Origin of the sequence: Variovorax flavidus (assembly GCF_030317145.1) — a bacterium.
GTDB classification, from domain to species: Bacteria; Pseudomonadota; Gammaproteobacteria; order Burkholderiales; family Burkholderiaceae_C; genus Variovorax; species Variovorax flavidus.
This window is the reverse complement of sequence record NZ_JASZYE010000005.1, coordinates 349,307-362,448: the sequence shown is the minus strand read 5'-3', so window position 1 is coordinate 362,448 and position 13,142 is coordinate 349,307. Positions and strand designations below refer to the sequence as shown.

9 protein-coding genes are annotated in these 13,142 nt (G+C 55.2%); 3 read left to right on the top strand and 6 right to left on the bottom strand.

What is annotated here, in order from left to right; translation table 11 throughout:
* Positions 1 to 4 precede the first annotated feature (4 nt).
* The 3 genes from rfbA to QTH90_RS23500 all read left to right on the top strand — a co-directional run bounded on the left by rfbA (position 5) and on the right by QTH90_RS23500 (position 2,453).
* On the top strand, positions 5 to 898 hold the full coding sequence (gene rfbA, locus QTH90_RS23510; protein WP_286666980.1) for a glucose-1-phosphate thymidylyltransferase RfbA: 894 nt from the start codon (positions 5 to 7) through the stop codon (positions 896 to 898).
* The gene (rfbC, locus tag QTH90_RS23505; protein WP_286666979.1) at positions 895 to 1,443 is read left to right on the top strand and encodes a dTDP-4-dehydrorhamnose 3,5-epimerase; all 549 of its coding nucleotides are present in this window, start codon (positions 895 to 897) and stop codon (positions 1,441 to 1,443) included. Before rfbA ends, rfbC begins: the two co-directional genes overlap by 4 nt.
* A gap of 134 nt (positions 1,444 to 1,577) precedes the next feature.
* On the top strand, positions 1,578 to 2,453 hold the full coding sequence (locus QTH90_RS23500) for a class I SAM-dependent methyltransferase (protein ID WP_286666978.1): 876 nt from the start codon (positions 1,578 to 1,580) through the stop codon (positions 2,451 to 2,453).
* A gap of 86 nt (positions 2,454 to 2,539) precedes the next feature.
* On the opposite strand, the gene QTH90_RS23495 is transcribed toward QTH90_RS23500, so the two are convergent.
* The 6 genes from QTH90_RS23495 to QTH90_RS23470 form a co-directional block, all read right to left on the bottom strand.
* Positions 2,540 to 3,736: a glycosyltransferase family 61 protein gene (locus QTH90_RS23495; protein WP_286666977.1), complete on the bottom strand. Its 1,197-nt coding sequence runs from the start codon at positions 3,734 to 3,736 to the stop codon at positions 2,540 to 2,542.
* Positions 3,737 to 3,796: 60 nt separating this feature from the next.
* Positions 3,797 to 4,945 carry a glycosyltransferase family 4 protein gene (locus QTH90_RS23490; RefSeq protein WP_286666976.1) on the bottom strand — a complete coding sequence of 383 codons (1,149 nt, stop codon included), beginning with the start codon at positions 4,943 to 4,945 and terminating at the stop codon, positions 3,797 to 3,799.
* Positions 4,946 to 4,959: 14 nt separating this feature from the next.
* Positions 4,960 to 8,331 (bottom strand): glycoside hydrolase family 99-like domain-containing protein, encoded by a 3,372-nt coding sequence (locus QTH90_RS23485; protein WP_286666975.1) that lies wholly within the window; start codon positions 8,329 to 8,331, stop codon positions 4,960 to 4,962.
* A gap of 36 nt (positions 8,332 to 8,367) precedes the next feature.
* Positions 8,368 to 9,408: a GDP-mannose 4,6-dehydratase gene (gene gmd / locus QTH90_RS23480; RefSeq protein WP_286666974.1), complete on the bottom strand. Its 1,041-nt coding sequence runs from the start codon at positions 9,406 to 9,408 to the stop codon at positions 8,368 to 8,370.
* Positions 9,409 to 9,439: 31 nt separating this feature from the next.
* On the bottom strand, positions 9,440 to 12,190 hold the full coding sequence (locus tag QTH90_RS23475) for a glycosyltransferase (RefSeq protein ID WP_286666973.1): 2,751 nt from the start codon (positions 12,188 to 12,190) through the stop codon (positions 9,440 to 9,442).
* A 247-nt stretch (positions 12,191 to 12,437) separates the two neighbouring features.
* Positions 12,438 to 13,139: an ABC transporter ATP-binding protein gene (locus QTH90_RS23470; protein ID WP_286666972.1), complete on the bottom strand. Its 702-nt coding sequence runs from the start codon at positions 13,137 to 13,139 to the stop codon at positions 12,438 to 12,440.
* Positions 13,140 to 13,142: the final 3 nt, after the last annotated feature.

Below are 13,142 nucleotides of genomic sequence, written 5' to 3'. Positions count from 1 at the left end.
ACTCATGACGCAACGCAAAGGCATCATCCTGGCCGGCGGTTCCGGCACCCGCCTCCATCCGGCCACCCTGGCAATGAGCAAGCAATTGCTGCCGGTGTACGACAAGCCGATGATCTACTACCCGCTCAGCACCTTGATGCTTGGGGGCATGCGCGACATTCTTGTCATCAGCACGCCGCAGGACACGCCGCGCTTCCAGCAGCTGTTGGGCGATGGCAGCCAGTGGGGCATCAATCTGCAATACGCAGTGCAGCCGAGTCCGGACGGGCTGGCGCAAGCCTTCATCATCGGCGACAAGTTCATCGGCGACGCACCGAGCGCGCTCGTGCTGGGGGACAACATCTTCTACGGGCATGATTTCGCGCACCTTCTGGCCGAAGCCGATGCCGATGCCAAGAAGTCAGGCGCGACCGTATTTGCCTATCACGTGCACGATCCGGAGCGTTATGGCGTGGTGGCCTTCGATGAGAACGGCAAGGCAAGCAGCATCGAGGAGAAGCCGCTCAAGCCGAAGAGCAGCTACGCGGTGACAGGCCTCTACTTCTATGACAACCACGTCATCGACATCGCCAAGGCGGTGAAGCCGAGCGCTCGCGGGGAGTTGGAGATCACGGCCGTCAATCAGGCCTATCTGGACCTCGGCAAGCTCAATGTGCAGATCATGCAGCGCGGATATGCATGGCTGGATACTGGCACGCACGAGAGCCTGCTGGAGGCCGGGCAGTTCATTGCTACGCTCGAGCATCGGCAGGGTCTCAAGATCGCGTGCCCGGAAGAGATTGCATGGCGGCATGGGTTCATCGACCAAGAGCAACTCGCGAAGCTTGCTGCGCCGCTTGAAAAAAGTGGCTACGGCAAGTACCTCAACCGACTCTTGACCGACGAAATTCACTCATGAAAATCACGCCCACAATGATCCCCGACCTGCTCATCATCGAGCCCAAGGTGTTCGGTGATGCACGCGGCTTCTTCTTCGAGAGCTTCAATCAGAAGGCATTCGACGAAGCGATCGGCGGTCACGTCGACTTCGTCCAGGACAACCATTCAAGATCAGCCAAGGGAGTATTGCGCGGGCTCCACTATCAGATTCAGCAGCCACAAGGCAAACTGGTGCGCGTGGTGCGTGGCGCGGTGTTCGATGTCGCGGTCGACATCCGCAGATCGTCGCCCACCTTCGGCAAATGGGTGGGTGTAGAACTGAGCGAACAAAACCACAGGCAGTTCTGGATACCTGCCGGATTCGCTCATGGCTTCCTGGTGCTTACCGAGTCGGCCGACTTCGTCTACAAGACCACTGACTACTACGCACCCGCCCACGAGCGATCGATTGTGTGGAACGACGCGACACTCGGCATCGCCTGGCCCGAGATCCAAGAGCCACCCAAACTGTCTGCCAAGGATGCAGCGGGCTTGACGATAGAGCAGGCTGCCCTTTTTCCCTAGGTGATCATCGAGGTATGGCGCTGAGGGTGATTGACCGACAGTGCTGAGCGCAACCCGACACTCTGCTTGGGGTTGCACGCGCAACTTGAAATCACGATTCGACATCAGTTCACAATCGTGCACAATTCACCAGCATGAATATTCAAGATTACTCAATGGATCGCGAGCTAGTTCGCAAAGAGTTGGACGCTAACTCGCACGACGGCTCACGCCTATATCAAATTCTTCGGCAACTGCCGTTGGATCTGGTAGGTGATTTGCTGCTTAACCTCGGCCCTGACTATGAGGGGCCACTCAGGCGTCATCTACCGAGGATGGCGTCAGATGAGATTCAGCGAAATTGGACAGGGACGTCAGGCTATCATTTGCTGCAACAAAGTTGCGCATTTGTTCGATCAATAGAAAACAACTACCGCAACTTCTCGGGACGCTCGCTGCAGGACGCGACGATTCTAGATTACGGGTGCGGATGGGGCCGGTTGATGCGGCTCATGTATAAATACACCGACCCAAGCAATCTCTACGGTTGTGATCCGTGGGATCGATCAATCGAGATTTGCAGAGAGAGCGGAGTTGCTGGTCATCTCGCGGTGTCAGACTATTTGCCTTCGACCCTTCCCTTTGGAGATCTCAAGTTCGACTTGATCTATGCGTTCTCTGTGTTTACTCATTTGTCGGAAAGAGCTGCAGCGACCGCAATGTCCGCTTGTCGCAAAGCAATTTCTTCTGACGGGATTATGGCGCTGACGATTCGCCCGCCCGCATACTGGCACGCCCATCAGGATTCGCAAAACGTGGTTGATCGCCACCAAATGTTGCGCGATCACGACACCAGAGGCTTTGCATTTACGCCACACCCGCGCCCAGCTGTCGATGGGGATGTTACCTACGGCGACACGTCGATGTCACTGGACTATATCGAGCGCAATTGGCTGGGGTGGAGCGTATTGGGTGTGGATTGGCAACTTCACGATCCCTATCAGACCGTGGTCTTTCTTCGTCCCGATTAAATTTTGCCCTGCCTGGCTGCCTGGCTGCCTGGCTGCCTGGCTGCCTGGCTGCCTGGTGAGCTAGCGCATGATGGCCTCGTTGCTGGTCAGCGCAAATTTTCCCGGTCTGTAATAGTGCGGATGGCGTCCATGAGGGCTTTAACATCTACCCTGAAGATGCAGTGGGGTGTTTCGCCCGTTCGCGCCGCCATTCGCGCATGGTCCACTTCCGCCACGTAAAGATGCCATTTCAAGCCCATGATGTGACACATGGAGCGTACGTAGATATCAGGGTAGCCCTCCTGTTGAATGTCGAGAACGGAGGCGCCAGGGTCGCAGAAGCCAATGTTGCACATCGCCGCGCCCAATTCTCCAATGATCAAGCGGCTGGACGATGCCAAGGCAATCTGCTCCTGCAAGGTCATTTGTTCGGGGTGGTGAATCTCAACTCCGGCATTTTCCAATGCCGCCTCTACCTCCCGGCGATTGACCAATAGCCTTCGGCTGGTATCCGAGCGCCGGGAAAGAAAAACAATCCTTTCTCTCCGTTCCGCACTGCCATGTAAGAAGCGTAGCTTGTCGAAGACAGGTCGAATGTTGCGGGTCGGGTAGGGAAGATGTTGCGCGAGCATATTGCTGACTATCGCCTTCGAGAAAAGCACTGGCGAAGTCACGGGATGGTAGAAAGGAAGAAGGCCAAGTCCATGCAGGATGTCCTTTTGCCATTCAGCGAGATGATTGCCGACTAGTCTGAATTCTCCTGAGGGTAGCGCTTGGCTATATTGCAAGGCTGCGGGCAATCCGTCGAGGAAGAAGTGCCCGTAATTGTGAAATCCGCTTCCGCAGATCGGAATCGCAATTTTGTCGATACACTCCACTGATTTCAGATTTGCGGGAACCAACGTGACCTGGTCTTTCTTCAGGGAGTAGAACGGTTCCAGCTTCGACAACAAGGCCGGACCGCCCCCGGCCCAGATGGCTCGAACGCTAGGCTCGTAGAATCCGTGCTTCAGACTCTGTACAACGGTCGAATTGCCGGAATACAGGACGTCACGAAGAGCGACTGTTGTGACCTCCGCCATCCTTTGGGCTTGGCAGGAAAACACGGCATGCGGTTCACCCACGCCAAAAAGGGTAACGTTGCGGACGAGTCTTCCCGGGGCTATATCGAGATCGGTTGCCACAGAATGCTGATATGACCACTCGCCGCCATTGGGTGTCGCCAACGAATTCACCAGCGCCTGGAAGCTCGAGGAGCGTGGTATTGATTGATCAGTGAATAGCGCGGTGTTAGATAAAGACATTGAATTCCGAAATTTCACGGAGACGAACTTTGAACAAAGGCCGGTCAATGGTCGGGTCTTTCAACATTCTAAAGAAATCGGAACGTAGGCGTGTGCGGATTGAATTTCCTCCAGCCGGGCCCGATACCGCTGTCCTGTGGCCCGGTAGCTGAAATTTACTCTCATATCCCGACTTGCATTACTCCCGAGTTCGCGCCCCTTCTTTGGATTGTCCAGAAGGTCGATCATTCTCGAGGCGGCCTCGGCGATATTAGGTTCGGCCCATTCTTGGTGCTCCCAGTGCGGATAGGCCTCGGGGGGCACGTCAATGAGCGAAAAGCCGACGGGAACAGAGTTGACGCTGGTCATGAAGTCCATGTTTCCCGAATACCCGGTCCCAATCGACGGAAGGCCTAAAAACATGGCTTCAGCAAGGCCGAGGCCGTAACCTTCGGCGCGGTGCAACGACACAAACGAATCGCAGCAGCGGATCAAATTGTGCACTTCGCATTCCTGCATCCGTTCCGGAAGTATGAGAATGCGCTCGCGTAGATCTGCGACACTTTCAAAGAGGGCTTGTGCCTCGCTGCGTGCGGCTTCCGCGCCGTGCATTTTGATAACGAGGTGTGTGGTTACCCACGGTCGAGCGGCAATCAATTGCCGAAATGCAGCCACTGCTGCCTGCGGATTTTTACGGGCAATGAAAGAGCGGCAGTCGAAGAAAAACAGAAACGTGTAGCTGTTCTCTGGAATGCCGAAATACTTGCGATCGTAAAAAGAGGCGAGGTCTATTTCGGTGGCCAAGGGCATGTGTTTTATCGGGCGATTCACTGATCTCCCCAGCATATCCTTGATGTAATTCGATGCTGCCCAGACTTCATCGAATTTTTCAAGCTGGCGTGCCCATATGTCCGGATACCGCGGAAGCTCCCAAAATGGAAAGATTACGTTGAAGTGGCCGTTCGCAGGCCCAAGGTGGTCCAGCGTACGAATGACTTCGTCGCCATTGACATGAAATAGGTTGATATCCCCGTAAGTGTCTGTGAGCAGCGGCGTGATCGCCTGATGACTGGGCTCAGGAGGGTTCTGCTTCCACACGTCACGCACCCGGACTTCGATGCCGGCGCTCTCGCAGGCAGCCAGCGACAACCGCAATGCCCGACCGGTACCATGGGGACTGAAGGGATGGCCAACTAACGTGATTTTCGGTTGCGCCTTGATCGGCTTCATAGACTGTGATCCTCCTAGCGATCGATCAAATGAGCCGCGTCGCGGGCATTTCGTACCGCCTGTAGATAGGCGTGTCCAAATCTGCGATCGGGCTCCAGATATGCCCCTTCTGCCCATTCATTCCAGGCGTTGACAAATACCAAGCGATTGGAACCGTGCAAATCACGCTTGGTTTCCTCGATGGCTGTCTCCAGCCATGCCTGAAAGGCGCCTGGGGTCGAGTTTTCGAGCACAAAGCCGTTGTTCTTGCGACGCGGGGTATTGTCCCAGCCCGGCATGACCGTGCGATAGCGGGTGTGACCTGGGTGTTCGCGTGTGGCGAAACGATAGGCTGCATCTTCGTAATCTGCGACGTGACCCGCAAATTCCGGATTCAGTATCTCACCTTTGGGTGGGCGAATCTCCGGCATGCTATGAGCAGGGAATTCGACGGATGCGTCGCACCCGTAGTGGGACGGGTGAACATTGGACCCTGCGAAGCGGAACGACTCTGTCATCACGAGATGAATTTCTCCAATGCCGAGACGGAGGCATTCATCGCGCCAGATCTTGGCGGTTTGCGCGAAGTCGGGGAAAAGATCAGTTCGGTAAACCAACAGCATCGGTTTCCCCTGAATTCGAATGTAGGCCGGGTGACGCATGTAACGGGCGATATCCCGGATAACGCTGAGATCGTCTTCTGGCGAATGCTGTTGTGCCATCAGAATTTCCTGGTCCTGCCCGTCCCATCGACGAGTCCAATTTTCATTGGCCCACGAAAGGCAGAAAGGATGGGCTGGAGCGCTCGGGTCCAACAGGCGATTCAGAGGCCGCTCCAGAAGGCGGTGGCCATCGAACCAATAGTAGTAATAACAGAAGCCGTCGATCCCGTAGCGATCCGCGAGCGCCCACTGGGCATCCATGACCTCATTCAGCCGCAAATCGTAGAACCCGAGATCAGCGGGTTGGCGTGGTTGATAGTGACCGACATAGCTGGGCTGCGCCTTGGCGACGTTCGTCCATTCGGTAAATCCAGGTCCCCACCACAGATCGTTCTCTGGAATGGGATGAAATTGCGGAAGGTAGAACGCGATGACCCGCACGTCGTCAAGTGAATCCAGCTTCGCCTGGTGTCGCTCCGAAACGCGCTGCATGTTCTTGGTGATCAGTCCGCGCTTGTACTGGTCGCCGAGCGCAGCAAACGTCTGGCTCAAATGATGCACAACTTCAACCTCTGGCACATAGCGGATGGAGAGGTCACGATCCAGGATTCGAAGACAGAGGTCGAGGTCTTCGCAGTAAGCAGGCGCCAGTTCGTCCGCAAACCCGCCGAGCTCGCGGAACAAGGACGCGCTCAGCATCAGGCATGCCCCCGAAACATAGTCGACGTCGCGTGGATAGGACCATCGACGATCCTCTGGGCTTTCATTGAGCCCAATCATCTCCACGGCCCCTTGGCGTTTAATGCGGACCCCGGCTTCCTGCAAGGCACCGTTCGGGTACACGACGCGCGGCCCGACCGCGCCGACGCCGGGCTCGGCCAATGCCTTGGAAAGCGCCGTGAGCCATCCGGAGGACACCTGCGCGTCGTTGTTCAGAAAGACGATGCAGCGGCCGCGCGCAGCCTGTGCAGCGTCATTGCAGTTGCGCAAGAAGCCTAGGTTCTCGGATTGGTTCACCAGGCGAAGGTGAGGCACTCCCGAAAGCACTTCTTTGGTCCGGTCGCTCGAGGCATCGTTGGCCACGATGACTTCGTAGCTCACCTGCTCCTCGGACGCCGCTATGGACAGCAGGCACTCCAGAGTGGCAGTGAGATTATTGAACACGGGAATAACCACAGAAACTTCCGGCGAGCCGCCGGACGAGGGCAACACAATTCGGCCCGCGACCACTGAGGGGTCTTGCCCAGTCACTGAAATGATCGAACGAGGTGCGTGTCGCAGCGCAGCACGACGTTCAGAAAGTCCGCTTTGAATGCGCTCGCGCACACGACGATAGGCGTCCCACTCCCAGTGCCCGTTGGCGGGAGCCATTTCGTCGGAAGAAGTCGCTCTGGTCACCCGACCCCCGATTCGGTTCGGACCCTTTGAGCTGAGATCAGACTTCCAGCGGGAATACGCTCCCGTAGAAGCGAATAAATATCCAAAATAAGTGAATAAATAATGCTTCAGGCGAAATTTGGCGTTCTGCGGAATCGGCAATACTTTGTAGCCAAGGCGGAAGATGGCTGCGGAATAGTAGTAGCCGGCTCTCTTGACTCTTCTCAATTCTGTTCCTAATTTTCTCAGTGGAAATGTAATGCGCCATGAGCGAGACGCCCGTATTTCATCGACGCTACGCAGCGCTCCTGCCCGATCGAGTTCCACTTGCTCGTAGCGACCTTGCAGGGTCGACATTTCGTCATTTAGCAGATGAACTGCCTCGTTCAAACCAGCCAGCTTTGCGTTGAGTTCTTTAGATGCCTCATTCGCAGTTTGCAATTCACTTTGCTTTTCGTCCAAATTCTTCTGAGCCAGCACTAATTCCCCGCGGAGATTGTCTGCTTCCGCAGTCATCTTGCTCAATGATTGTTCGAGAGCCCGCGTGCATTCCTGAGCAGCGTCTTTTAACTCAGTTTCACGTTGGGATCCCTGGGCTACCGCGCGCTGCTGGTTTTCTAGTTCTGTTTTCAGGTAGTCGATGTCCCGCATATGCGGCGGGCGGCGAGGAACGAATATGCCAGCTGGCAGATCGGGCAATGGTCCATCCGAAGCAACCGCAACGAAGTAGACCGGATTAGGCAGTCCAATGCCTTCTATCGCGCTTCCCGATTCATCGTCCCTGAACCCGATGAAGGTCGCTGGCTTTTCACGCGTAGGTGCGATTACTGAAGCACTGAGTACGCGCTGCCCGTATATCGTGTGATCGCGAAAGTGCTCCGAGAGCAGTGCCTGCAATTCGGACAAATACAGTTCCCGCACATGGTACGGGTTGTGGAATCCGGGTACATCTGAATACTCGTGCCGGTCCGGCGACGAGAGTACTAAAATCCCACCGGGTACGAGAACGCGCTTGAACTCGGCCATCATTTGTCGATGGCCCTTCAAGTGTTCGATGGTTTCAAAGCTGACAATTACGTCGATGCTCGAATCCTCAACTGGTACCGCAGTTGCATCGCCCTGAACGAAACTCAGATTCGACCTGCGATACGCAGATTGCGCGTGCCTGACAGATGGCTCGTCTATGTCGACACCAATGACGGTGGCCGCGCATTCTGCAAGGATGGCGGAACCGTATCCCTCACCGGACGCGATGTCCAATACCCTCTTGCCGGTCACGAGTCGACGCGCGGCCAGATATCGATGCATGTGCTCCAGTTGGATATCGCCCTCTACGTGTGGAACGAAGCGCTCTCCGGTGAAGTCCATGGTGCTCCTGATTAACCTGGTTGCATCGGCATCGAATCAAAAGGAACGGTCTATAGCGTTGCGATGCAAATCGGCGCGAACCATCATCGTGCACAATTGCTCGAGAGTAGTGGCAGGCTCCCACCCAAGCTTTTGCTTCGCGCGCGCGGGATTTCCGATCAACAGGTCGACTTCTGCCGGACGATAGTATTTCGGATTCACGCGAACCAAGGTCTTGCCCGTCTTCACGTCAACACCGACTTCGGCTTGTTCGGTGCCCTGAAAACGGAGTTCGTAACCTGCTGCCTTAAATGCCATGTCGACGAAATCGCGTACTGTCTCGGTGCGATTGGTGGCGAGGATAAACGTATCGGCTTCGTCGGCCTGCAGCATCCGCCACATTCCCTCGACATATTCCTTGGCGTAGCCCCAATCTCGCTTCGCGCTCAAGTTGCCGAGTTCAAGTACGTCAAGCTTACCCAACTTGATTTTCGCAACCGAATCTGTGATCTTGCGTGTCACAAACTCGCGGCCGCGCAATGGACTTTCGTGATTGAAAAGTATTCCGCTGCAGCCGAAGATTCCATAGCTCTCGCGGTAATTGATGGTCATCCAGTGCGCAAAAAGCTTGGCGACACCGTAGGGACTGCGCGGATAAAAGGGAGTTTCTTCGACCTGAGGGATCGCTTGAACTTTGCCGAACATCTCCGACGTGGATGCCTGATAGAAGCGGATGTTTCGATCGATGAGTCGTATCGCTTCGAGCAAATGCAATGCGCCCATGCCAGTGATTTGCGCAGTCGCATCCGGCTGATTGAAGCTCACCCCGACAAAGCTTTGTGCCGCGAGGTTATAAACCTCGTCGGGAGCAGCGTCTTTGATGAGACTGATGGAGCTTCCGAGATCCGTCAAATCGTACTCGACCAGCTTCAATTCTGGGTGGTTTTGAATGCCAAGCTCTTCTATACGCCAAAAATTCACAGAGCTGGTTCGGCGGTAAGTGCCGAAGACCGTATAGCCTTTTTCCAGCAGCAGCTCTGCCAGATAGGCTCCGTCTTGCCCTGTGATTCCAGTCACTACAGCGCGCTTTTTAGTCATGATTTCCCCGTTGCGAAAAAAAGAACCGAGTTTAAACAGTGCGGCCCGGAAAGTTGAGCTCGTCGATCACTTCAGAGAGTATCTCCAAGGGTTCGATCCAGTCCGTTACGCGCGCCACTCGAGACGCAGGCGCATCGGTGAGTCTAAGCAATTCTTGCGCCGCGACTTCGGTACGATTTGATACAAAAACGTCGAACGCGCGGTGTGCCGGAATGTCCGAGGCAATAACGGGAAGTCCCATCGCCAGTGCTTGGCCGATTCCGAGATTGTAACCCTCCCAACGGGAGAAATTTGCGTAAATGTCAGCGCAGCAATACAGGTCAACGAGCTCTTCGTCGCTTATATTGGCAAACACTCTGAGGCCGGCATCGGTCATTTTCCTCACATCGGCGTCGGTCCCTTTACCTGCCAGTACAAAGACAATATCGCGTTTGTGCTCTTGAGTCATTCTCTTGAGCGTGGACAGCAATTCGCAGTATTGATCGACACCTTTATACAGCCGCTCGCTCGCGTGAAATCGGCATACATTGAGAATGACGATCTGGCCGTCGAAGCCAAGCGCGCTCCTCCTGGATGCCCTTCGATCAAGCATCGCGTCGCTCCATTGAGCCAAATGCGAGTTGCCCAAGGGAATGATCCCCATGTCTTCACGCTGTGCCTCATCTTTTACGGCTCGTGAAATGGCATAGCAAGCGTCGGCCATTTCTATGCAAAACGATTTTTCCTGAATTTGAATTCTTCTCGCTGCGGCATCCGGAAAAAAATCAGGATTGGGCTCTCCGTAGTCGTATGCGAGCGTCTTGACGGATGCTCCGAGCCAGCGTGTTGTCGAGTAAAACGGGGGTGTGTGCATGACTATGCAGTCAATACCGTTTTTATTTGCGAAGATCGCTGCGTCTTTGGGCGTATTCAGCGGAACGCGAATGCAATTGGGGTACGGGAATTCATTGGCTTGACTCGGGCCGCCAATATATATGGTGTGACCGAGTGCTGCGAGGTAGCGGGCTTGAATGTCGACTACAACGGCCACACCATGCCCAACTTGATGCGTGCTGCTCAGCATGAAGATTCGAAGGCGGCGCGTTGTCTGGCGGCGAAACCTGTGCCAGGGCTTTTCCGCGCGGGGAGGGAAGCCTAACTCGTAAGTCTTCTCCAGGCTCAGGTTCTCGTTGTAGTAAGGGTCCTCCTTGAAAAGGAGGCGAGCCTTCCGGCGCGCATAGCGTGCCTCCTGTTGAAAGAGTTGTCGTTTGGCGTCCGTGTCATCGTAGCCGCGCGTTTTCGATTCGAAGTGAATCGTTGCGCTTTGGCCGACATAGATATTGCGAAGACCCAGTTCCCCGGCCGCAATACAGAGCAGTACATCGCTGAACGCGACCGATAGATTTTCATCAAACCCGCCAACAGCGTTGAAGGTGCTTCGCTTGATGACAAGACAGGCGCCGGTAACAGCCGAGATTGCGCGAGTCGCGTTGTTCAGGCCCATGTAGCCTGGGGCATCTGCCGCCAAATGGAGGTGCGCGTGGGCGACGACTCCCTGGATGCCAAGAACGATGCCGCCATGCTGAACTGTCAGGTCTGGGTACAGCAGCTTGGAGCCAACTGCACCAACGCCAGGTTGCATGGCGTACAAAGAAAGCCGCTGCAGCCACAAGGGATCCACCACGACTACATCATTGTTTACGAAGGCGAGTAAATCGCCTTCTGTCTGAATGGCGGCGTGGTTATTCAGGCGAGAATAGTTGAACTCTCGCGCATCTCGAATCACACGGATGTCCCCGCATTCCTGTCTCTGGCTCAGGAACTTCAGCACGTCCGGGTCTGTGGACCCATTATCGACAACTACTATTTCAAAACTAGTACGAGGATAATCTGTTTTTTCCAAAATGCTGGTTATGCAGGGCTCGAGAAAGTCGAGCCTGTCGCGAGTTGGAATGACTATCGTGACCTTGGGACGCGCAACAAGTCTTTCGGGTGCAAAAGCAATGAATGATTGTTCTTCCTCGATGGGGGTGTCCAATTTTGCCGTCGCGCTGAATAGTATGAACGGAATATGACGTGATTCAATTCCTGCTCCAAAGTAGCCGTCGAGGGCGACCTTGGTCAAATTGATTTCAGGTGATGCGAGATCGGATAAATGCGCGAGAATCGAATTCGTCAGCAGAACCAGCATGACGCTTTTTACGGCCGGAAATTCGGGCGAAAATTTCGGTGCGAAACGCGGGGCTATGCGTTTCGAGTCGTCGATGATGTCTTCGTCGCAATAGATGGATGAGCGCGCATCGTCGAGTTCCACGCCAAACATGTAGGTCGCGTGCTTGGCTAATCTGCCAGCGCCATTGATAAGGAGACAGGGCGTGCCAGCTTGCGCCAGGGGCGCAATATCGGATTTTGACCGAACGATCACCACCGGAAGATGACCCTCGGTGTCAGAGTACGGGAGCAGTGACGAGGATTGCGGCTCGTCGGTGACCAATATTGCGCGCCAGTTGCCGCAGAGCTGTGCCGCCAGGCTTTGTACGGCGTCGTGGATTGCGGGAGTACCAGCTCCCATCAGAAACCAGATGACGAGTAGCTCGGGAGGGCGACGCTGTTCGATATGCGTAGCAATTAATTCCAGGTCATTGGAATTCAATTCGTCGAACTGTTCAATCCATTCCGCGTAGGTTTGAATTTCTTCGACGAGCTTGTTCGGCCGAAAAATCTGTCGGACGCGCCTTGCGATGGACTCTTTGATGCGAATTCGTTCGTCTAAGCCATCGGGCCTCAGGGCTCGAAGCAGCATCTTTGTGCGGCCGTGCCTATTGTCTGGCCGCGATAAGGAACTCGTTAACGGCGCTTTCGTCGGAGAATCGGAGGTGCGTCTGCGAAAGAGCATGCCTTACAAGGTCCAGTTGAATGCGGCAAGATTTCGGCCTTCCGGACACGGCTGCTTGGCCGGAAAGGCGGTCAATCGGAGGCCCGCTGACAGTCGACATCGGTCGCGGGGTGCGCTCCTCGTCCGTGTGCTGGCGAGGAGTTGAGGGGGGCTTTCAAGTTTCAATGATTCGCCCGTGTTCCAGATGGATGACCCGATTGCACTCCTTCGCAATCAGGGCCGGCGAATGCGATGCCAGTACCAGAATGCCCGACTTCGAGACGACGTCTTTCATTCTTTTTTCAGCTTTTTCTGTGAATTCCGCATCCCCGACCGAAAGCCACTCGTCCATAAGCAAAATGTCCGCTTCGACGCTCGTGGAAATCGAGAATGCTAGGCGCATCATCATGCCGGTGGAATAGGTCCGCACGGGCATGTTGACGTACTCCCCAAGGCCACTGAATTCGCAGATGCCTGCGGTCAGATTCTCGATTTGCTTCCGACTCATGCCCATGACCAAGCCTCTCAGCATGATGTTTTCCACGCCGGTGGCATCTGGCTCGATGCCCAGCGATGGGTCGATCAGACTCGATACCGTCCCCTTGCGAACGAATTCGCCCGAGGACGGTTCGTAGACGCCAGCGAGCGCGCGCAGCAAGGTGGATTTGCCCGCGCCGTTGTGTCCAATCAAGCCAAGTCGATCACCGCTTCTGAGTTCCAGGTCGATATTGCTCAACGCCTGCACAACGTTGACCCCGGTCTCTTTGCCGAAGCGGCCGCCGGTAACGGAGGCAGCCAGCGTCTTCTTCAGTGAATTGGCGCCCGCTCCGTAAATTGGAAAATTGACCGAAACGTTTTTGAGAGAAATGAAAGCCATGTT